This window comes from Cryobacterium sp. 10S3 (genome assembly GCF_034344045.1).
GTDB classification, from domain to species: Bacteria; Actinomycetota; Actinomycetes; order Actinomycetales; family Microbacteriaceae; genus Cryobacterium; species Cryobacterium glucosi.
On the sequence record NZ_CP133773.1, the window covers coordinates 1,814,159 to 1,835,800 of the forward strand.

Sequence of the window (21,642 nt, forward strand, 5' to 3'; positions counted from 1 at the left end):
CCGGAAAAAACTCTAGTCTGCAGACGTGCCCGAAACACAAGAACCACTCCCCCCGGAGTTCGCCGCTGCGCTCGCGGCCATCCGCAGAGCGCACACCCGCACCGACCTGGTGCTCAGCGAAATCCCGGCCCCCGGGAAGCTCGCCCCGCACGCCGTTGCCCTCTCCGCGGATGTCGCCCCGTCACGCCACGGAGGCAACTCCGATCTCGGGACCGGCCGTTTCATCCTCCTCTATGACCCTGAGGAGCCGGAGGCCTGGGGCGGAGCATTCCGGGTGGTCTGCTTCGCGCAGGCTCCCCTCGAGACGGAGATCGGTGTCGACCCTTTCCTCGCCGAAGTGGCCTGGGCCTGGCTGATCGATGCCCTCGACTCCCACGGAGCCCGCTATACCGCGGCATCCGGAACCGCGACTAAGATTATTTCGTCGGGCTTCGGCGAACTTGCGAAGCAAGGCGACGGTGCGCAGATAGAGCTGCGTGCTTCGTGGACACCTGTGGACCACAATCTCACCGCTCACGTCGAAGGCTGGGGCGAATTGATCTGCATGCTCGCAGGTCTTCCCCCGATTGGCGAAGGAGTCAGCATGTTGTCCGCACGCCGAACTGGTCGTGGTTGATCACCGCGTGATCGATACGCGGGACGCCTATCTGGCGGCCACCGCTGCCCTCAGCGAGGGAACGGGACCGATCGGCATCGACGCCGAACGGGCATCGGGTTTCACATACTCCCAGCGCGCGTACCTGATCCAGATGTACCGGCGCGGCGCGGGCACCTTCCTGTTCGATCCGCCGGCGATCGGGGACTTCTCCGAGCTCAACGCGGCGATCGCGGGAGATGAATGGATCTTCCACGCCGCCAGTCAGGACCTCGCGTGCCTGAGGGAGGTCGGCCTCGACCCGCACATCATCTTCGACACCGAACTGGCCGCACGCCTTCTCGGCTTACCGCGGGTCGGCCTCGGCACGGTCGTCGAGGAACTCCTCGGCATCCATCTCGCCAAGGAGCATTCCGCGGCGAACTGGTCGACCAGGCCGCTCCCGGAGAGCTGGCTCGTCTACGGCGCCCTCGACGTCGAGCTCCTCCCCGACCTGCGCGACCGTATGGTCGAGATGCTCGCCGCCGACGAGAAGACCCAGATCGCCGCCCAGGAATTCCAGGCGACGCTCGACCACGAGCCCAAGCCGATCAGCGCAGAGCCCTGGCGCAGGCTGTCCGGGGTGCATTCGATTCGTTCCCAGCGCAACCTCGCCGTCGCGAGATCCCTCTGGCTTGCCCGCGACGACCTCGCCAGGCACCTCGACGTGTCGCCGGGGCGCCTCGTCCCCGACGCGTCGCTCGTCGCCGCTGCACGGGTGTTGCCGGCCAGCAGGCAGGCGCTCGCCGATCTCCGCGAGTTCAGCGGCCGCGCGAGCCGCAGCGAACTCGACAGGTGGTGGACTGCGATCCAGGACGGCATCCGCGCGACGGACCTCCCCTCCCTGCGCGGAATCGGTGACGCCCTTCCCCCGCCGCGGGCGTGGTCTGACCGGAATCCAGAGGCCGACCTGCGGTACAAGGCAGCGCGGCTTGCTCTCGGCCAGATCTCCGAGTCCTTCGCGATCCCGATCGAGAACCTCGTCACTCCGGACTTCGTGCGCCGGATCGCCTGGACGCCACCGGAGCCGATCGAAGTGGAATCCATCAGCGAGGCGCTCGCCGCCCTCGGTGCCCGTGACTGGCAAATTGAACTCACTGCACAACAGATCACGGCTGCCTTTGTCGAAGCCAACCAAAACATCGCCGTAACCGTCGAGGTCGATTCGTAGGATCCGTCCAAGGATTCGACCCGTCAATCGTGCCACCCTAGGATCAACCGACACCTGATCTGATTGATGGAGGCACCGTGGCCGAAAGAGCAGAAGTCGTGTTTGTGGATGGGGTTCGTACCCCGTTCGGACGCGCCGGCGAAAAGGGCATGTACTGGAACACCCGGGCGGATGATCTCGTGGTGAAGGCCATGATCGGCCTGCTGGAACGGAACCCGAAGGTTCCGGGGGAACGTATCGACGAGGTTGCGATCGCCGCGACGACGCAGTCGGGAGACCAGGGACTCACCCTCGGTCGCACCGCGGCGCTGCTGGCCGGGCTGCCGAAATCGGTGCCCGGATACGCGATCGACCGGATGTGCGCCGGTGCGATGACCGCCGTGACCACGGTCGGCGCCGCGATCGGCTTCGGGGCATACGACCTCGCCATCGCCGGCGGCGTCGAGCACATGGGCCGGCACCCGATGGGCTCCGGCGTCGACCCGAACCCGCGGTTCCTCTCCGAGCGGCTCGTCAGCGAAGACGCCCTGAACATGGGCTCGACCGCAGAGCGCATCCACGACCGCTTTCCCGAGTACACCAAGGACCGGTCGGACCGGTACGCGCTGCGCAGCCAGCAGAAGGTCGCAGCGGCGTACGCGGCAGGCAAGATCCAGCCGGACCTGGTCTCCGTCGCCATTCGCAGCGAACAGGGCTGGGGGCTCGCGACCCGCGACGAAGCGCCGCGCCCCGAGACGACCCTCGAAGGCCTCGCCACGCTGAAGACCCCGTTCCGGCCCTTCGGCCGGATCACGGCAGGCAACGCGTCCGGGCTCAACGACGGCGCGAGCGCCTGCCTGCTCGCGAGCGGCGCCGCCGCCAAGGAACTCGGCCTCAGCGTCAAGATGAAGCTCGTGAGCTTCGCCTTCGCGGGTGTCGAGCCTGAGGTCATGGGCCTCGGCCCGGTACCGTCCACCGAGAAGGCCCTCCGCAAGGCCGGCCTCGGCATCACCGACATCGGACTCTTCGAGCTCAACGAGGCCTTCGCGGTCCAGGTCATCTCCTTCCTCGATCACTTCGGCATCGACGACGACGACCCCCGCGTCAACGAGTACGGCGGTGCGATCGCGATCGGCCACCCGCTCGCCTCCTCTGGCGTGCGCCTGATGAACCAGCTCGCGCACCAGTTCGCCGAACACCCCGAGGTCCGTTACGGCCTGACCGCCATGTGCATCGGCCTCGGGCAGGGCGGCACCGTCATCTGGGAAAACCCGCACTTCAATCGGAAGGCAAAGTAAGCGATGACCGACTACACCGCACTCGATTTCTCCGAACTCGTCGCCCTCTCCGGTGACGAGGTCGTCACGCATTCCTTCGTGCGCGACATTCCCCTGTCCGGGGCGCGCACGCTCGCCCTGGTCACCCTGGACAACGGCAGGGACCACACCCGTCCGAACACCCTCGGTCCGGTCACCCTTCTCGAGTTCGCCGCCACCCTCGACGCCCTCGCCGAGCGGGCGGCACGCGGTGAGATCCACGGCGTCGCCGTCACAGGCAAGCCGTTCATCCTCGCCGCAGGCGCCGACCTCGGCAAGGTCAGCGAGATTCCCTCGCTCGCGACGGGCAAGCTGCTCGGCCAGCTCGGCCACCACGCCCTCGGGAAGCTCTCCACGCTCGGTGTGCCCTCGTTCGTCTTCATCAACGGGCTCGCACTCGGGGGCGGTCTCGAGATCGCCCTCAACGCCGACTACCGCACGGTCGACGCATCCGTCGCCGCCGTCGCCCTCCCCGAAGTGTCCCTCGGGTTGATTCCCGGCTGGGGCGGCTCCTACCTGCTGCCGAACCTGATCGGCATCGAGAACGCCCTCACCGTGATCATCTCGAACCCGCTCAAGAACCGGGTCCTCAAGGCCACCGACACCGTCGAGCTCGGCATCGCCGATGTGCTCTTCGGGTCCGCGGCATTCCTCGAGCATTCCATCGCCTGGGCGGACGGCGTGATCGCCGGCACGACGACGGTCACCCGGCCGAACAAGCCGGGAAAGATCGAGCGCCTCGTGAAGTGGGACGCCGCGATCGGAATCGCCAGGCGGATGCTCGAAAGCAGGATCGGGACTGTCGCGCTCTCCCCGTATATCGCACTCGACCTGCTCAAGGCCGCCAAGAGCGGCACACGCGAGGAGGGCTTCGAGCGCGAGGACGATTCCCTCGCCGCGCTCATCGCCGGCGACCAGCTCCAGGCCAGCATCTATGCGTTCAACCTCGTGCAGAAGCGCGCCAAGCGCCCGGCCGGTTCTCCGGACAAGAAGCTCGCGCGCCCGATCACGAAGGTCGGCGTCATCGGTGCCGGCCTGATGGCGAGCCAGTTCGCCCTGTTGTTCGTTCGCCGCCTGCAGGTGCCCGTCGTCATCACGGACCTCGACCAGGCCCGCGTCGACAAGGGCGTCGCGTACATCCACGGCGAGATCGCGACGCTGCAGTCCAAGGGCCGCATCACAGCGGACGAGGGCAACCGGCTCAGGGCTCTCGTGACGGGCACGACGGACAAGGCGAGCTTCTCCGACGCCGACTGGGTGATCGAGGCCGTGTTCGAGGAACTCGGCGTCAAGCAGGATGTCTTCGCCGAGATCGAGAAGTACGTGTCGCCGGAGGCGATCCTCGCGACGAACACCTCGTCTCTCTCCGTCGAGCAGATCGGTGCGAAGCTCGCCCACCCGGAGCGCCTGGTCGGCTTCCACTTCTTCAATCCGGTCGCTGTGATGCCGCTCATCGAGGTCGTGAACACCCCGCAGACGAACGAGACGACCCTCTCGACCGCGATGGTGATCGCGGGCAAGCTGAGGAAGAACGCCGTGATCACGCGTGACACCCCCGGCTTCGTGGTCAACCGCATCCTCGCGAAGCTCCTCGGTGAGGCCATGCACGCTGTCGACACCGGCACCCCGTTCGAGGTCGTCGACGGCGCGATCGCGCCGTTCGGACTCCCGATGACGCCGTTCGAGCTCCTCGAACTCGTCGGGCTCAAGGTCGGAGCGCACGTCCTCGACACGCACCATGCCGCGTTCCCCGACCGGTTCTTCGAGAGCGACAACCTGCACCGGCTCGCCGAGCACGGCAAGATCCTCGAGCGCGATGCCAAGGGAAAGGTCACGGGCTTCGACAAGACCGCGAAGAAGATCGTCGCCGGCGGCACGACGCCGATGACGGGCGAGGAGATCCTGCGACGCATCGAGGACGGACTCGCCGACGAGATCAAGCGGATGCTCGACGACGACGTCGTGCACGCGGCGGAGGACATCGACCTGTGCGTGATCCTCGGGGCTGGCTGGCCGTTCCAGATGGGCGGGGCCACCCCGTACCTCGACAGGGTCGGCGCGAGCGAGCGCGTCTTCGGCGGCACGTTCCACACGCCGATGATCCGCGGAGTCTCGTCGGAGGTTCCCGTAGCCCTCTAGCGTCCGCTGCCCGCCTGAGTTGCGCAAAAAACACCCTCGTCGAGTCGGCGAGGGTGTTTTTTGTGTGGCTCAGGCGGGGAGGCGCCCTGGTTACCTGTTGACCCCTGACATGTCGGCGTAGCGGTCGCCCGCGGGGGCGTCGAGCGCGCCGAGGGTGGCGAGCTGCGCTTCCGTGAGGATGAGGTCACCGGCGGCGACGTTCTCCTCGACCCTGGCGACCCGCTTGGTCCCGGGGATCGGGGCGATGTCGTCGCCCTGGGCCAGCAGCCAGGCGAGCGCCACCTGGGCGGGGGTCGCGTCGAGTTCCGCAGCGACGGCATCCACCTGTTCGACGATGCGGATGTTGGCGGCCAGGTTCTCGCCCTCGAACCGAGGGTTCGAGCGGCGGAAATCGCTCGCGTCAAGCTGGTCGAGCGAGCGGATGGTCCCGGTCAGGAAGCCGCGACCGAGCGGCGAGTATGGCACGAAGCCGATGCCGAGCTCGCGCAGGAGTGGGAGAAGCTCCTTCTCCGGGTCACGGCTCCACAGCGAGTATTCGGTCTGCAGCGCCGTCACGGGGTGTACGGCGTGCGCGCGGCGAATCGTGTCCGGTGCGGCCTCCGAGAGCCCGTAGTGGCCGATGACGCCCTCCTCGATGAGTTCGGCGAGGGCGCCGACGGTCTCCTCGACCGGGACGCCCGGGTCCATCCGGTGCTGGTAGTACAGGTCGATGTGGTCGGTTCCGAGTCGGGACAGGGAGCCATGCACCGAGAGGCGCACGTTCTCGGGGCTGCCGTCGAGGCCCCTGCTTCCGTCGCCGCGGTGCAGGATGGTGCCGAACTTGGTCGCGACGACGACCTCGTCGCGCCGGTCGGCAAGTGCTCTTCCGAGGAGTTCTTCGTTGAGGTACGGTCCGTAGATCTCCGCGGTGTCGAAGAGCGTGACGCCGAGGTCGATCGCGCGGTGGATGGTGCGAACGGACTCCGCTTCATCCGTTCCGGCACCGGAGTAGAACGCGGACATGCCCATGCAGCCGAGTCCGAGCCGGGAGACGATGAGGCCGGTGCTGCCGAGAGTGATGTTCTTCATGCTGGGGAGAGCCTTTCCGATTCTGAGTGGAGGGAGGTCGTCGCCGACCTCGGGGATCGAGACCGTGCTGGGCGGGGTGGGTATGCTGCAACCCTAAAACCTCGAGGGCGGTTCAGGGATGACGGATGCCGACGCCGGCGAGGAGGGAACGGTACCCCTCCCGATAACTCGGGTAGGCGAAGCGGAACCCGCTCGCGAGCAGGAGGGCGTTACGACAGCGCTTGTCGCCGCCGCGAGGTCCGGGCGACGCCCGGCCCGCTGACCCGACGGGACTCGCGGGGCTGTCGGCCGATTCCCCCACCACTGTCGACGCGCGGCTCGCGAGTCCGACCGGATCGGGAACGCCGAGTTCGGCGGCGAGGAAGGCGAGGACGTCACCGCGCCGCGCGGGAAGGCTGTCCGCGCCGAGGTAGAGCGGCGCGGGCTCCGCGTCGCCGGTCACGAGGTGCACGATGGCCGCTGCCGCGTCGTCCCGATGGATGCGGTTGGTGTGGCTGGACAAACCCTCCGCAGAGGTCGTCCCGTCGCGGACCTGGCCGATCAGGCGTTCCCTGCCGGGCCCGTAGATCCCGGCGAGCCGCAGCACGGTGGCGCCGGGCAGGCGGCCGCGCAGCAGGTCCTCGGCTTCGAGGAGCACGGCACCGGTCCCGGACGAGGGCACAGCGGGAGTTCCCTCGTCGATCCAGCTCCCGTCGTTCACGCCGTACACGGCGGTCGAGGACACGAGCAGGAAGCGGCTCGGTTCGACGCCCGCCGCATCGAGGGCGTCGAGGAGGTTGCGCAGGCCGTCCACGTAGGAGGTGCGGTAGGCATCCGCGGTCGGGCCGGCCGCGGCGATCGCGACGATCACGATGTCGGTATCGGCGGGGACCACGGGCCGCTCACGGGTGAGGTCGACGGCCTGGCCCTCGATCGCGAAGGGAAGAACGCCGGGCGACCTGCGCAGCCCGACGACGCGGTGTCCGAGTGCCGCGAGCCGCAGCCCGACCTCGGTTCCGAGATCGCCGCAGCCCGCGATCATGACCGTCATCGGCATGCCCCGTCGCGCATACGCGGTGCGGGCGAGCCGGCCCAGGGTCGCCCGGTCACTCCGCGCGGCCGCCGCGCATCGTGATCGATCCCGTGTCCGTTCGATCGGCGGGGAGCGGCCGCGCGTGCGGGAGCTTGCTGCCGAGCACCATCGCCACGACGTCGCGCGCGATGTGCTGTGGCGTGAGGCCGACCCGTTCGAGGATCTCGGCGCGGGTGCCGTGGGCGAGGAATTCGTCGGGCAGTCCGAGTTCGGTGACGGCCGTGTCGACGCCGGCCTCGCGCAGGTCCTGGCGGATGCGCGTGCCGATTCCCCCGACCCGGATCCCGTCTTCGATGCTCACGACGAGGCGGTGCTCAGCGGCGAGCCCGACCAGGCTCCTGGGCACAGGGACGACCCAGCGCGGGTCGATGACGGTCGCGCCGATCCCCTGCGCTGACAGGCGCCTGGCGACGTCGAGGCCCATGGCCGCCATCGGTCCGACCGTGACGATGAGCACGTCTTTCTGCGTCGATTCGAGGAGAACGTCGACGCCGTCGTCGAGGCGGGCCACAGCGTCGAACTCGACCCCGGTGCTGCCCTTCGGGAAACGCAGCACGGTCGGTCCGTCCTCGACGGCGACGGCCTCTCCGAGCTCCTCGCGGAGCCTGGTCGAGTCGCGCGGCGCAGCGAGACGGATGCCGGGGACGACCTGAAGGATGGCAAGGTCCCAGATGCCGTGGTGGCTCGGCCCGTCCGGGCCGGTCACGCCCGCGCGGTCGAGGACGAAGGTCACCCCGGCCTTGTGCAGGGCGACGTCCATCAGGACCTGGTCGAAGGCGCGGTTGATGAAGGTCGCGTACAGGGCGACGACGGGGTGCAACCCGCCGAAGGCTAGGCCGGCGGCGCTCGTCACGGCGTGCTGCTCGGCGATGCCGACGTCGTGCACCCGGTTCGGGAACCGTTCCGCCATCCGGTGCAGCCCGGTCGGACGCAGCATGGCCGCCGTGATCCCGACGATCCGCTGGTTCTCGGTCGCGAGGTTCAGGAGTTCGTCGGCGAAGACCGAGGTCCAGGACGGCGCGCCGGGGGTCTCGGTCGACTCCCCCGTCTCCGGGTCGATCTGGCCGACCGCGTGGAACTGGTCTGCGGTGTCCTGCATGGCAGGGTTGTAGCCCTTGCCCTTCTGGGTGATCGTGTGCACGATCACCGGCGCACCGTAGTTCCTGGCCTGCTGGAGCGCCTCGAGCATCGCTTCCATGTCGTGCCCGTCGACCGGGCCGATGTACTTGATGTCGAGGTTCGAGTACAGCGCCTCGTTGTTGGAGAATCGGGCGAGGAAGCCGTGCAGCCCGCCGCGGACACCGCGGAAGAACGCACGGGCCGGTGCGCCCATGTTGTCGAAGGCGCGGCGGCTGCTCAGGTAGGCCGCGTGATAGCTGCTGCGGGTGCGCACGGTGTTGAGGAACCGGGCCATGCCGCCGATCGTCGGGGCATAGGAGCGGCCGTTGTCGTTCACGACGATGATCAGGCGGCGGGTGTTGTCGTCGCTGATGTTGTTGAGCGCTTCCCAGGTCATCCCCCCGGTGAGCGCACCGTCTCCGACGACGGCGATCACGTGCCGGTCGCTCTGCCCGGTCATCTCGAAGGCGCGGGAGATGCCGTCAGCCCAGGACAGCGAGCTCGAAGCGTGGGAGCTCTCGACGATGTCGTGCACGGACTCCGAGCGCTGCGGGTACCCCGCGAGGCCGTCCTGCTGGCGGAGGCCGCTGAAGTCCTGGCGGCCGGTCAGGAGCTTGTGCACATAGGACTGGTGCCCGGTGTCGAAGACGATCGCGTCGCGCGGCGACTCGAAGACGCGGTGGATGGCGATGGTCATCTCGACCACGCCGAGGTTCGGCCCGAGGTGCCCGCCGGTCTTGGAGACCTCGCTGACCAGGAAGCCGCGGACTTCCGCCGCGAGCTGGACCAATTCTTCGAGCGAGAGGCGGTCGAGGTCACGCGGCCCCGTTATGGTCTCCAGCAGGCTCATCGGCAACACCTTTCGAGTACGACGTCGCGGGCAGAAAGGAACCGGCGCGTAGCTTCAACAGGAGTTGAGTCTACGCGCCGGTCCCGAACGGTTACCCGGTAATCGTGCCGGTTACGCGACCAGTGAACGAAGAACGTACTGCAGGATGCCGCCGTTCCGGTAGTAGTCGGCCTCACCGGGCGTGTCGATGCGGACCACGGCGTCGAATTCGACGGTCGCCTTGCCCGCTGCCGAGTTCTCGCTCGGGGTCGCGGTCACGTGGACCGTCTTCGGGGTGACGCCGGCGTTGAGTTCCGTCAGGCCCGCGATCGAGACGATCTCGGTGCCGTCCAGTCCCAGGGACGCCCAGCTCTCGCCGGCCGGGAACTGCAGCGGGACGACGCCCATGCCGATCAGGTTCGAGCGGTGGATCCGCTCGAAGCTCTCGGTGATGACGGCCTTGACTCCGAGGAGGCTGGTTCCCTTGGCCGCCCAGTCCCGTGAGGAACCGGAGCCGTACTCCTTGCCGCCGAAGATCACGAGCGGGATGCCCGCGGCCTGGTAGTTCTGGCTCGCGTCGTAGATGAACGACTGCGGCGCGCCCGCGACGGTGAAGTCGCGGGTGTAGCCGCCCTCGACGTCGTCGAGGAGCTGGTTGCGCAGCCGGATGTTGGCGAAGGTGCCGCGGATCATGACCTCGTGGTTGCCCCGGCGCGATCCGTAGGAGTTGAAGTCGCCGCGGGCGACCCCGTGCTCGACGAGGTACGCTCCGGCGGGGCTGTCGGCCTTGATGTTGCCTGCCGGGCTGATGTGGTCGGTCGTGACAGAGTCGCCGAGCTTCGCGAGCACCCGGGCGCCGACGATGTCGCTCACCGGGGTGGTCTCGAGCGTCATGCCGTCGAAGTACGGGGGCTTCCGCACGTAGGTGGACTCGCTGTCCCACTCGAAGACTTCGCTGTCTGGCGTCGGCAGGGAGCGCCAGCGCTCGTCGCCCTCGAAGACGGCGCCGTACTCCTTCGTGAACATCTCGGTGTCGATCGAACTGTCGATCGTCGACTGCACCTCTGCGGAATCCGGCCAGATGTCCCTGAGGAACACCGGGTTGCCCTCGGTGTCGTCGCCGAGGGCATCCGTCTCGAAGTCGAAGTTCATCGAACCGGCGAGGGCGTATGCGATCACGAGCGGCGGGCTCGCCAGGTAGTTCATCTTGACGTCCGGGCTGATCCGGCCCTCGAAGTTGCGGTTGCCCGAGAGAACGGCCGTGACGGCGAGGTCGTTCTCGTTGATCGCGGCGGACACCTCGTCGATGAGCGGACCGGTGTTGCCGATGCACACGGTGCAGCCGTAGCCGACGGTGTAGAAGCCGAGGGCTTCGAGGTCACCGGTGAGGCCGGCCTTCTCGTAGTAGTCCGTGACGACCTTGGAGCCCGGTGCGAGGGTCGTCTTGACCCACGGCTTGCTCGTGAGGCCCTTCCTGACGGCGTTGCGGGCGAGGAGCCCGGCCGCGAGCATGACGCTCGGGTTGGACGTGTTCGTGCAGGAGGTGATCGCGGCGACGGCGACGGCCCCGTGGTCGAGGGTGTAGCTCGCCCCCGCGGCGGTCTCGATCGCGACCGGGCTGGAGATGGTCCGCGGCGGGTGGCTCACGTGGGTGTGCGAGATCGCGTGGGCGCTGCTCTCGTCCTGGGCGGTGAACCCGATCGGGTCGGAGGCGGGGAAGGTCGCCTCGACGGCGGCATCGACCTGGGACAGGTCCTGGGTCGCGTAGCTCTGCAGGTCGGTCTCGAACTGGTTCTTGGCGCGGCTGAGCTCGACCCGGTCCTGCGGACGCTTGGGACCGGCGATCGAGGGGACGACGGTACCGAGGTCGATCTCGAGGTACTCGCTGAAGACGGGCTCACGGGCCGGGTCGTGCCAGAGGCCCTGCAGCTTCGCGTATGCCTCGACGAGGGCGACCTGTTCCTCGCTGCGGCCGGTGAGGCGCAGGTAGCCGAGGGTGACATCGTCGATCGGGAACATGGCGGCGGTCGAGCCGAACTCGGGGCTCATGTTGCCGATGGTCGCGCGGTTGGCGAGGGGGACCTCCGCGACGCCTTCTCCGTAGAATTCGACGAACTTGCCGACAACGCCGTGCTTGCGGAGCATCTGCGTGATGGTGAGGACGACATCCGTCGCGGTGACGCCGGTCGGGATGGAGCCGGTGAGCTTGAAGCCGACGACCTTGGGGATGAGCATGGAGACGGGCTGGCCGAGCATGGCCGCCTCTGCCTCGATGCCGCCGACGCCCCAGCCGAGAACGCCGAGACCGTTGACCATGGTCGTGTGCGAGTCTGTACCGACGCAGGTGTCCGGGTAGGCCTGCAGCACGCCGTTGACGACGCGGGTCATCGTGACGCGGGCGAGGTATTCGATGTTGACCTGGTGGACGATGCCGGTTCCCGGCGGGACGACCTTGAAGTCGTCGAAGGCTGTCTGGCCCCAGCGCAGGAACTGGTAGCGCTCGCCGTTGCGCTGGTATTCGATCTCGACGTTGCGCTCGAGGGCGTTCTCGCTGCCGAAGAGGTCGGCGATGACCGAGTGGTCGATGACCAGTTCGGCGGGTGCGAGCGGGTTGATCTTGTTCGGGTCGCCACCGAGCTCTGCGACGGCCTCGCGCATCGTGGCGAGGTCGACGATGCAGGGCACGCCCGTGAAGTCCTGCATGATCACGCGGGCGGGCGTGAACTGGATCTCGGTGTCCGGTTCGCTCGTGGGAACCCAGGCGCCGAGGGCGCGGATGTGATCGGCCGTGATGTTGGCGCCGTCTTCGGTGCGGAGGAGGTTCTCCAGCAGCACCTTGAGACTGAACGGCAGCAATTCGTAACCCTGCACCGAGTCCAGGCGAAAGACCTCATAGTCTGTCGCTCCGACGCGGAGGGTGTCCTTGGCTCCAAAACTGTTTAACGCAGACACGATGCCCTCTCCTTTGTGGAAACTGACGGGAATCCGTCCGCAGTCCCCAATCCTGACGAACGGACCAGCGCAAGGCCAGCAAGGGTAACCTAACCGGCGGCGTCACCGAACGATATCACCGTCAAACTATCTTGACGTAGAGATAACTCTAGCAGGGAGCGGCTGCCCGGTCTTCCCCTGGCGCGCCCTATTCGCGGTCGAAAACGAGACCGGTGCGCCGCGCATGCCGGTACATGAGCTCGATGCCCGCCGCTCCGAGCGCCCCGATGCCGATCCCGAAAAGCAACGGGAGGTCGAGGCGCACGTCGATGACGAAGAACGCCCGGGTGAACGGGATCGTGCACGCGAGCACCATCGCAGCGGCCATTCCCGTGACGAGGGCGAGACGGGGACCCGTGAGCGGCCGGGCGAGCACGCAGAGAATCCAGAGCGAGACGACGAAAAGCGCGATGGTCGTGACGCTCCGCGCCTCGTGGAGCGGAATCCTGCCGTAGAGGAAGAGGAACGTCACGAGGGCCGTCGCCGCGGCGATGGCGCCTGTCGGCACGGCGTAGCGGAGGATGCGGCGCAGGACCCCCGGGGTGTAGATCCGCCGGTTGGGCGCAAGCGCGAGCACGAACGAGGGGATGCCGATCGCGAGGCCGGAGACCAGCGTGAGCTGCCGGGGCAGGAACGGGAACGGCAAGGCGAGCAGGGAGGTCGTCAGGGCGATCAGGATGCCGTAGACCGTCTTGGACAGGAACAGGTTGGCGACGCGTTCGACGTTGGCGATGACCCTGCGACCGAGGCCGAGCACCTCGGGGAGGCGGTCGAAGCGGTTGTCGAGCAGGACGAGGCGCGACGCCGCCTTCGTGGCAGGGGTCGCAGACCCCATCGCGATGCCGAGGTCGGCGTCCTTGATCGCCATCGCGTCGTTGACGCCGTCCCCCGTCATCGCGACCGTCCGCCCCTGTCCCTGCAGCAGGGCGACGGCCGTCCGCTTCTGCTCGGGGCTGACCCGTCCGAACAGGCTCGTCGTTTCGAGCGCCGCCGCCAGTGCTTCGTCATCGTCGAGTTCTGCAGCGTTGACCGTCTCGCCGGCCACGCCGAGGCTGCGCGCGATCGCGGCGACCGTCACGGGGCTGTCCCCGGACATGACGATCACGCGCACCCCCTGCGTCGCGAAGTACCGCAGGGTCTCTGCCGCGTGCGGGCGCACCGATTCGCGGAACACCACGAGGCACACCGGTTCGAGGCTGGAGTGCTCCGGGTCGAACGCCGTGTCGAGGGGTGTCGTCCCGTCCAGGCGCACGAGCGCGAGGGTGCGGTGTCCCTCGGCGGCGATAGCGGATGCCGCGGCCAGCGATTCGGGGTGCGCCGCGAGCAGCCGCTCGGGGGCCCCGAAGAGCCACGACGAACTGCCGCGCCCGGGAAGGTCGAGGGTGATGCCGCTGAACTTGCGGGCGGAGCTGAACGGGAGCCGGGCGCCCACGACGGCCGCCCCCGGTTCGAAGTGCAGCCCGAGCACCCGCGCGGTGAGGTTCGCCGCATCGTCCGTGCCGATCAGGCCGAGCACGAGCCGGGCATCCGCTTCGTGCGCCGCCGACTGCACGACGAGCCTGTCGAAGTCGAGCGTGCCGCTCGTGAGGGTGCCGGTCTTGTCGAGGCAGAGCACGTCCACCCGCGCGAGCACCTCGACAGCGGCGAGTTCCTCGATGAGGACCTTGTGCCTGGCCAGCTGGATGGCGGCGAGGCCGAAGGCGAGGCTGATCAGGAGGACGAGGCCCTCGGGGATCATGCCGACGACGCCGGCCACCGAGTCGCGGAGTGCGCTGCGCCACGGAGCATCCGGCCCGGTGAAGAGCGCGTCGAGCCCGCCGTATGCCGCGATGCGCCCGATCAGGGTGAGAAGGATCACCGGGCCGAGCAGCCACGACAGCAGCACGAGGATGCGGTTGGTCGCCGCCCGGAGCTCGGAGTGGACGAGGGAGTGCCGTTTGATCTCGGCGGTGAGCCGGTTCGCATACGAGTCAGCACCCACGAACGTGAGCCGCGCGTAGCCGGAGCCGCCCGAGATGTACGAGCCGGACAGGAGTTCGTCGCCGACGACCTTGACGACCGGATCGGACTCCCCGGTGAGGAGGGACTCGTCCGCGACGAGGTCGTCTCCGTCGAGGACGACGGCATCAGCGGGCACCTGGTCACCCGGCCGGAGGATGAGCACGTCGTCCTGGACGACCAAGCCGAGCGGGACGATGTGCGCGAACCCATCGCGCTTGACCGCGACTTCGGGAACCGCGAGGAGCGCGAGGCGGTCGAGCACGAGCTTCGCACGGACCTCCTGCACGATCCCGATCAGCGCGTTCGCGACGACGACGAGGTAGAAGAGGCCGTCCCGGTAGTCGCCGAGCACGGCGACGGCGACGAAGCACACGGTCAGGATCGCGTTGAACAGGGTGAAGACGTTCTCCCGCAGGATGTCCGCCACCGTGCGCGACGTCGATTGCCGGACGTCGTTGCCTCGACCGTCCGCGAGCCGCTCGGCAACCTCGGCGTCGCTCAGCCCATCGTGAACCCCCGCGCCGGTCATGAAGCTGCGCCGGTCACGACGCTGCCGTGGTCATGGATCAGTTCCCGGATTCACCGTCGGCGGGCGGGCTCGGACGGTAGACGGACCGCACCATCAGCCACGACACGATGAGGAGCGGCGCATACAGCGGGATGCCCATCAGGAGCTTGGTCGCGCCGAGCCAGGCGACGTTGCCTGCGTAGTACAGCGGGAGTTCCACGGCGAGGCGCAGGAGGAACAGCCCTGCCCAGAGGGCGGTCAGCAGGGTGAGCACCCGGCGCTTGGACGGGTCGGACCGCCAGTTCACGCCGTCGCCGACCAGGAAGCCGACGGCGAGGCCGATGAGCGGCCACCCCACGATGATCGAGATCACGAGGGCTCCCCCGTACACGCCGTTGATCCAGAACCCGGAGAGGTAGAAGTCCTCTGCCTTTCCGGAGAGCAAGGCGAGCACGGCGCTGATGCCGATGCCGACGAGTCCGCCGACAGCCTGCGTCACGGTCTGCCTCGCCGCGACACGCAGGCCCGCCATCACGACACCGATCACGATCGGGGCGACGAGGGAGGGAACCAGGGCCCGGGTCAGGGTGTACGTGACGAGGAAGACGAGCCCGGGCACCACGGCCTCGACCAGGCCGCGGATGCCGCCCATCGCTGCGAGCAGGGCGTGGCCGCTGATCGGCTCCCCCTCTGCAGCGGGCGAGAAGCCGGCACGTCGCGCCGCAGCGGCCATACCGTCGGCGAACACGGCCTTCGGGGCCGGCTCCGCCGGGTGGGGGGTCTCCGGCTCATCGCGGGATGCTGGGGTGTCCGTCATGTCGGGGCGATCTTCCTGGCGGGAACGGGTGGGGTCAGGCGTCGGAAGGTTCTGCGGGGCCGGCGGGCGTGACCGGCATGCGCAGCGGGATCAGGTCGCGCGGCGGCATCGGTGCGGACCCCCGCACGACGACGATGCTGCGGAAGAGGTCCTCGATCTGCGCGGCGGCGTCCGGGTTGATGGCGCCTTCGCCCGCGATCACTCCGCGGAGGAACCAGCGGGGGCCGTCGACGCCGATGAAACGGGCCAGCCTGCTGGTTTCGGAGGCGTCCTGGCCGGTGGCTACGGGGATCTCCGCGACGAGCTCCGGACCGAACGGTCCTTCTCGCAGCGTCGTCGTGCCGCCCTGCTTGCCGATCTGGTCCGCGATCTGGTCGCGGATCTCGTGCCACAGCCCACTCGACCGCGGTGCGGCGAACGGCTGGACCTGCAGGGTCGAACCGGCGTAGTCCAGGCCGATGGCCACGACACGCTTGCTGCCCTCTTCGATCTCGAGGCGCAGGTGCAGGCCCTCGCGCGGCAGGACCTTGACGCCGCCGAGGTCGACGTACGGTCGCACCGGGTTCGCCTCGCTCTCGTCGAGGGGCCCCTCTGTCTCACGGTCCTCCGGCGCCGACTTGGGCAGTGGTTCCGGGAATTGGTCCGCATTCGCGACGTCGGTCACGGGGTGTCTCCTGACATTGGTGAGCCGGCGGTCTGCCGGCCGTTTCCCGATTCACTCACACCCGTTGATCCGAAGCCGCCCGCGCCGCGCTGGCTGTCTGGCAGCCGGTCGACGGGAATGAAAGCGGCCCGGGAGACGGGCGTGATGATGATCTGGGCAATGCGATCGCCCACGGCGATCGCAAAAGATTCGGTCTGGTCGGTGTTGAGCAGCGAGACCTTGATTTCGCCCCGGTAGCCGGCATCGACGGTACCCGGCGAGTTCACGATCGTGATGCCGTGCTTGGCCGCGAGGCCGCTGCGGGGCACGATGAACGCCGCATAACCGTCCGGGAGGGCGATCGACACGCCGGTCCCGACCAGGGCACGCTCGCCGGGGGCAAGAACACGCTCTTCAGCCGAGTGCAGATCTGCTCCGGCGTCGCCCGGATGCGCGTACCGCGGAACGATGGATGCGGTTATCAACACTTCGACGCTTTCTGCCACGTGTCGAGGGTAGTGCAGAAGTCTGATCGAATAGAGCCATGCCTGAATATCGTGAAAAACTCTGGGCCTCACCAGCCCCATTCCTCGCGACCGCACTGCTGATGCCGGCGAGCATCCTCGTTTTCGCACCGATCTCGATGCTCTGGGGAATCATCATCGCCATCGTGCTCTACGGTGCCGCGATCCTCACCCTGCTGCTGACTGCTCCGGTCGTCTCCGTCGCGGACGGTGTCTTCACGGCGGGTCGCGCGCGAATAGGAACGGAGCTGATCGGGGAGGCCGTGCCCTTCGAGGCCGCAGAAGCGACGCTCGAGCGCGGACGCAGGCTCGACGCGCGGGCCTGGCTGTTGATCAGGGGCTGGATCGGTCCCGTCGTACGGGTCCCGATCGAGGATCCCCAGGATCCGGCACCGTACTGGCTCGTCTCGACACGCCACCCAACGACGTTGGCCGCCGCGATCAATGGATCACGACGGCCGGCATCAAGTAACTAAAACGCGCTTTTAGGAGTCGCACTCCAGGCAGACCGGGCCGAGCTTGGTCTCGTGCGACATCTGCGAGCGGTGCTTCACGAGGAAGCACTCTACGCAGGTGAATTCATCGGCCTGCGGGGGCAGGACGACGACATCGAGGTCGAGGTCGGACAGATCGGCACCGGGTAAATCGAACCCACCGGGGTTGTCTGAGTCGTCTACATCCACGACGCCAGACATCTTGTCCGGTACGCGCTCCTTGAGGGCCTCAATCGACTCAGAGTCGTCTTCGGACTTTCGGGGTGCGTCGTAATCGGTTGCCATGCCCATCCATTCATTCATTTAATGCCGATTAACGAAATCAGCGGGCACAGTTTGCAACAATCCCGAAGGAATAGCAAACTCTCGCCGCTGATAACTTCGGCTGAGTGGTCAACTTACGGCACGCCCGGCGTATTCCCCGGAATGAGGGGCGTTTCATGACAGTGTTGGCGAATCAGTGATCGCGAGAGGGCTTTCGCCATGCAGGATTTGAAGGTAATCGGAGTAGAGAACGGCGCGCTGCTTGCAGCGAGCGAGGATGGTGACCGTTTTCGGATCCCCATCGACGAGGTTCTCCAGTCCCGGCTTCGCCAAACCCAGATAGAACACACCCCGAAAACAAAGCTGTCCCCGCGGGACGTGCAAGCGCACATCCGTTCCGGCATGTCGGCTGAGGACGTCGCCGCCGTGACGGGAGCCCCGATCGACTTCGTCCGTCGCTTCGAGGGTCCGGTTGTCGCCGAACGCGAGTACATCGTCTCGTGCGCCCTCGGCGTGCCCGTCCACACGGCGATCGAGCCCGATCCCGGAGAGGGATCCGCGACGTTCGGCGGCGTCATCCGCGAGCGCCTCGCCTCCCTCGGGGCAACGGACGAACGCTGGGCCAGCTGGAAGGAACCCGGCGCCGGCTGGATCGTCAAGCTTGCCTTCACCGCGGACGACATCGACCACGATGCCCGCTGGTCCTTCGAACCGAAGAAGAACGCGCTCTCCCCCCTCGGCAACGAGGCCATCGCACTCTCCCAGCAGGGCGAGCTCAAGGGCGCGCTCATCCCCCGCCTCCGCGCGGTCGGCGCGGAGACGAGCCCCGCCGACGTGTCCCGCTTCGACAGCGGCGCATTCACGTTCAAGGAGTCGCTGCCGGACGAGCTCATGAACGACACGGCGCCCCAGTTGGATCCGATCCCCTATTCCCGCTCGGCCGGAACGACGGAAGCCGTGTCCAAGGCGGCTATCAAGCGTGCCGCAGAACCGCCCAAGAGCCTGAGCGAGACCGCGGACCTGCTCGAGTCCCTGCGCCGCCGCCGCGGCGAGCGTGAAGCCGCCGTCCTCGGCTCAGGCGCCCCCGTCCCGGACTCCCGGGGCGAAGCGCCGGCACCGGGCGGACCGCGACTCATCGACGACCCCGCCCAGGCATCCGTCGCCGACACCCCGGTCGAGGCCCCGCGTACGGACCCGACCCGCAACGCCTGGGCCTCCCAGGCTGCCACCGGGCAGCCGCGCAACACCGGCAACCTCGGAAAGCGTGGACGCGCCTCGATGCCGAGCTGGGACGAAATCGTCTTCGGCGCCCGCACCGACGACGACCTCGCCTGAGCACTCACCTCCTCCTCCTCCTCCCCCCCCCCCCCCCCCCCCCGCTTCCGTCCTCCGCGGGCGGGGACCCGGCCCGGCCACGATCCGACTTCGTCGCCGTGGCTGGTATTCGGCGGGCCTCGTTGTTATAGTTTTATCGAACATACGTTCGATACGGCAGGCGAGGTGATCAGTGGTCCCGATCGACGGGCAACACCCTGAACCCGTCACGGTCCAGACGAACAGCAGGGGAGAACCCCGCCGGATCCTCTGGCGCTCGCGACGATTCCGGGTGACGGACACGCCGACCGCCCTCGTCGGCACGGCGGACTGGTGGCGCCCCTTCGCACCGAACACCTTCGGTGTCGGGCATCCGCCGCTGTGCATCGCCGGCTGGCGGTTCCAGGCGACGGCGGAGGACGGCGAAACGCACGTCTTCGACGTGCGCCATGCGACGGAAGACGACGACTGGTTGCTGCTGCGGACCTTCGACTGACCCGGCCGGTTCCACAGTGTCCCCGCCCGGCGTCATACTGGCCGCATGCCCACGCGTGCCTCCCGCTCCGATGTCCTGCGCCTCCGACTGGTGAGCCACGGGCTTTCCGGGCCCGCAGGAGAGGCCAGCGGGCTGGACGGCCCGCTCGCCGTGGTCGAGCGGATGCTCGCGGTGCAGGCCCAGGACCTTCCCGCGGCGAGCTGGGCGCTCGGGGTGCGCTCCCCAGGCACCGTCGCCGCCGACGTCCTGTCCGCGCTCGATGCCGGGTCGATCGTGCGCTCGTATCCGATGCGCGGAACGCTGCACCTGGTCCCCGCGACCGACGTCCGGTGGATGCTGGACCTCACCGCCACGAAGGTGCTCGCATCGATGGCGACCAGGCAGAGACAACTCGGGCTCGACGACACCATCATCGCCGCGGCCGCGGAGGCGGCCACCGGCCTCCTCTCCGGCGGCAGGCGCCTCAGCCGCACCCCGTTCCTCGCCGGGCTGCGGTCCGCGGGGATCAACCCCGACGGCCAGCGCGGCTATCACCTGATCGCCGCCCTCGCGCTCGCGGGTCTCGTGGTCTGGGGTCCCAACCAGGACGGCCAGCCTGCGCTCGCCCTGCTCGACGAGTGGGCGCCCGCGCAGCGCCGCCTCGACCGAAGTGAGGGACTCGCCGAGTTCCTCGTCCGCTACCTGGATGGCCACGGCCCCGCGACCCTGCGCGACTTCGCGGCGTGGACCCAGCTCACGGTCGCTGACGCCCGGGTCGCTCTCGCGGAAGCCGGCGACCGGCTGGAGGAGCTCGAGGTGGACGGCGAGACCCTGCTCCTCCCCGCGGCCACGGAACGCGGCACCCTCGGCTCGCGACCGGCACAGCGCACGCCCGTGCTCGCGCTGCCCGGCTTCGACGAGTACCTGCTCGGCTACCGCGACCGGTCGTACGTCGTGGACGACGCCGATTTCCCGCGGGTCGTTCCCGGTCTCAACGGGATCTTCCTGCCGCTCATCGTCGCGGACGGGCGCGTGATCGGCACCTGGCGGAAAGAAACCACGCGCACCAGGGCGGCCGGACCGACCGTCGCGGTCGAGGCTGCGCCGTTCGGCACCCTCACCGCACGGCGAACCACCGGCTTCGCCAGGGCGATCCGTGACTATTCCGCCTTCACCGGACTTCCCACGACGATCACTCCCCCGACTGCCCCTTCCGCTCGAGCGGGCACGATATCCTGAATGGGTGAGAATATCGGCCCGCGTTCGATCCTCGAGCCGGATTCCGTTGCTCCAGGCTGTGAAGACCTCCCTCGCCGTCATGCTCGGCTGGGTGCTGTCGCAGGGACTCCTGCACACTGAGCTCCCGATCTTCGCCGCGATCGCGGCGCTTCTCGTCGTGCAGCCGAACATCAACCAGACCCTCGGCCGGGCGATCGAGCGCAGCCTCGGCGTCGTCGGCGGGGTGCTCGTCGCCTACGGCGTCGGCGTAGCATTCGGCAAGTCGAGCTGGATCGTGCTGCTCGCGATCGTATTCTGCATCCTGCTCGCCTGGGCGCTCCGCCTGGCCCCGAGCTCGGCGAGCCAGATCCCGATCAGCGCCATGATGGTGCTCTCCATCGGAGCCACGACGCCGGAATACGCCAGGGATCGCATCATCGAGACGATGATCGGCGCCGCGGCCGCACTGCTCGTCAATGCGCTCATCGTGCCGCCGGTGCTGCTCGCGCCCGCGCACGAGACGGTCATCCGCCTCGCTCGCGAGGTCGCGGACACCCTGGACCGCATCGTCGACGCGCTGCGCTTCCCGCAGACGCAGACGCAGATCGAGGAGATGATGATCAAGGCGCGGCTGCTCAGGCCGATGCTGAACAAGGCGGAGAAGGCCCTCAAATCAGCGGAGGAGAGCCTGACCCTGAACCCGCGCCACACCACGAACCGACGCCTGCTCGACGTCGACGAGGAGTTCTACAACCGGCTGACCTCTCTCGTGACCCGTGCGATCGGCATGACGAGGTCGCTCAGGGACCACTACGACCATTCCCTGCATCTCGAGCCGACGGTGCTCGCGATCACCGTCGAGCTGAGCCGCTCCGCGCACGACCTCCGGCTCCTCGCTGCGGAGGCGGACTATCCCGATCGGGATCACCTGCCCGTCGCGGTGGAACCGCCCGCCCTGACCGAACCGCTCCTGATCATGACGCCGCATCCGCAGCACTGGATCCTGATCGGATCGCTCATGGAGGACCTGCGGAGGGTCCGCGAAGAGATCAAGGGCGAGTAGTAG

At 68.2% G+C, this 21,642-nt stretch carries 18 protein-coding genes; 9 read left to right on the plus strand and 9 right to left on the minus strand.

Annotated elements, in window-relative coordinates:
• The first annotated feature begins 25 nt into the window (after positions 1 to 25).
• The 4 genes from RHM57_RS08445 to RHM57_RS08460 all read left to right on the plus strand — a co-directional run bounded on the left by RHM57_RS08445 (position 26) and on the right by RHM57_RS08460 (position 5,239).
• A complete protein-coding gene (locus RHM57_RS08445) occupies positions 26 to 616 on the plus strand; it encodes a DUF3000 domain-containing protein (protein WP_134559836.1) in 591 nt (196 codons plus the stop codon).
• The gene (locus RHM57_RS08450; RefSeq protein ID WP_322189728.1) at positions 609 to 1,805 is read left to right on the plus strand and encodes an HRDC domain-containing protein; all 1,197 of its coding nucleotides are present in this window, start codon (positions 609 to 611) and stop codon (positions 1,803 to 1,805) included. Before RHM57_RS08445 ends, RHM57_RS08450 begins: the two co-directional genes overlap by 8 nt.
• Positions 1,806 to 1,882: 77 nt before the next feature.
• Positions 1,883 to 3,082 carry a thiolase family protein gene (locus RHM57_RS08455; RefSeq protein ID WP_134448000.1) on the plus strand — a complete coding sequence of 400 codons (1,200 nt, stop codon included), beginning with the start codon at positions 1,883 to 1,885 and terminating at the stop codon, positions 3,080 to 3,082.
• A 3-nt stretch (positions 3,083 to 3,085) separates the two neighbouring features.
• A complete protein-coding gene (locus RHM57_RS08460) occupies positions 3,086 to 5,239 on the plus strand; it encodes a 3-hydroxyacyl-CoA dehydrogenase NAD-binding domain-containing protein (protein ID WP_134447998.1) in 2,154 nt (717 codons plus the stop codon).
• A 90-nt stretch (positions 5,240 to 5,329) separates the two neighbouring features.
• Here RHM57_RS08460 and RHM57_RS08465 read toward each other — a convergent pair whose 3' ends face one another.
• From RHM57_RS08465 to dut, 8 genes are all read right to left on the minus strand, one after another.
• On the minus strand, positions 5,330 to 6,307 hold the full coding sequence (locus tag RHM57_RS08465) for an aldo/keto reductase (protein WP_322140830.1): 978 nt from the start codon (positions 6,305 to 6,307) through the stop codon (positions 5,330 to 5,332).
• Positions 6,308 to 6,419: 112 nt separating this feature from the next.
• Positions 6,420 to 7,337, minus strand: coding sequence for an NAD-dependent epimerase/dehydratase family protein (locus RHM57_RS08470; RefSeq protein ID WP_322135762.1), 918 nt, complete (start codon positions 7,335 to 7,337; stop codon positions 6,420 to 6,422).
• Between the two features lie 55 nt (positions 7,338 to 7,392).
• A complete protein-coding gene (gene dxs, locus RHM57_RS08475) occupies positions 7,393 to 9,348 on the minus strand; it encodes a 1-deoxy-D-xylulose-5-phosphate synthase (protein WP_134447994.1) in 1,956 nt (651 codons plus the stop codon).
• Between the two features lie 111 nt (positions 9,349 to 9,459).
• Positions 9,460 to 12,279 carry an aconitate hydratase AcnA gene (gene acnA / locus RHM57_RS08480; protein ID WP_134561176.1) on the minus strand — a complete coding sequence of 940 codons (2,820 nt, stop codon included), beginning with the start codon at positions 12,277 to 12,279 and terminating at the stop codon, positions 9,460 to 9,462.
• A 187-nt stretch (positions 12,280 to 12,466) separates the two neighbouring features.
• Positions 12,467 to 14,848, minus strand: a complete 2,382-nt coding sequence (locus RHM57_RS08485) for an HAD-IC family P-type ATPase (RefSeq protein WP_322189729.1) — start codon at positions 14,846 to 14,848, stop codon at positions 12,467 to 12,469.
• 37 nt (positions 14,849 to 14,885) lie between these two features.
• Positions 14,886 to 15,644, minus strand: coding sequence for a DUF3159 domain-containing protein (locus RHM57_RS08490; protein WP_134559827.1), 759 nt, complete (start codon positions 15,642 to 15,644; stop codon positions 14,886 to 14,888).
• 34 nt (positions 15,645 to 15,678) lie between these two features.
• Positions 15,679 to 16,308 carry a DUF3710 domain-containing protein gene (locus tag RHM57_RS08495; protein ID WP_134447986.1) on the minus strand — a complete coding sequence of 210 codons (630 nt, stop codon included), beginning with the start codon at positions 16,306 to 16,308 and terminating at the stop codon, positions 15,679 to 15,681.
• A complete protein-coding gene (gene dut / locus RHM57_RS08500; protein ID WP_241975429.1) occupies positions 16,305 to 16,793 on the minus strand; it encodes a dUTP diphosphatase in 489 nt (162 codons plus the stop codon). The genes RHM57_RS08495 and dut overlap by 4 nt, the downstream gene beginning before the upstream one ends.
• Before the next feature lie 38 nt (positions 16,794 to 16,831).
• On the opposite strand from dut, the gene RHM57_RS08505 reads away from it, so the two are divergent.
• Positions 16,832 to 17,287, plus strand: a complete 456-nt coding sequence (locus tag RHM57_RS08505; protein ID WP_134447982.1) for a DUF3093 domain-containing protein — start codon at positions 16,832 to 16,834, stop codon at positions 17,285 to 17,287.
• Between the two features lie 9 nt (positions 17,288 to 17,296).
• Here RHM57_RS08505 and RHM57_RS08510 read toward each other — a convergent pair whose 3' ends face one another.
• Positions 17,297 to 17,590 carry a DUF4193 domain-containing protein gene (locus RHM57_RS08510; RefSeq protein ID WP_134447980.1) on the minus strand — a complete coding sequence of 98 codons (294 nt, stop codon included), beginning with the start codon at positions 17,588 to 17,590 and terminating at the stop codon, positions 17,297 to 17,299.
• A gap of 198 nt (positions 17,591 to 17,788) precedes the next feature.
• On the opposite strand from RHM57_RS08510, the gene sepH reads away from it, so the two are divergent.
• The 4 genes from sepH (at position 17,789) to RHM57_RS08530 (ending at position 21,639) form a co-directional block, all read left to right on the plus strand.
• Positions 17,789 to 18,904 (plus strand): septation protein SepH, encoded by a 1,116-nt coding sequence (gene sepH / locus RHM57_RS08515; RefSeq protein ID WP_134559825.1) that lies wholly within the window; start codon positions 17,789 to 17,791, stop codon positions 18,902 to 18,904.
• Between the two features lie 172 nt (positions 18,905 to 19,076).
• Entirely contained in the window at positions 19,077 to 19,379 is a 303-nt protein-coding gene (locus RHM57_RS08520) for a hypothetical protein (RefSeq protein ID WP_241987333.1), read from the plus strand.
• 45 nt (positions 19,380 to 19,424) lie between these two features.
• The gene (locus RHM57_RS08525; protein WP_322189730.1) at positions 19,425 to 20,597 is read left to right on the plus strand and encodes a winged helix DNA-binding domain-containing protein; all 1,173 of its coding nucleotides are present in this window, start codon (positions 19,425 to 19,427) and stop codon (positions 20,595 to 20,597) included.
• 58 nt (positions 20,598 to 20,655) lie between these two features.
• Positions 20,656 to 21,639, plus strand: coding sequence for an FUSC family protein (locus RHM57_RS08530; RefSeq protein WP_241975427.1), 984 nt, complete (start codon positions 20,656 to 20,658; stop codon positions 21,637 to 21,639).
• Positions 21,640 to 21,642: the final 3 nt, after the last annotated feature.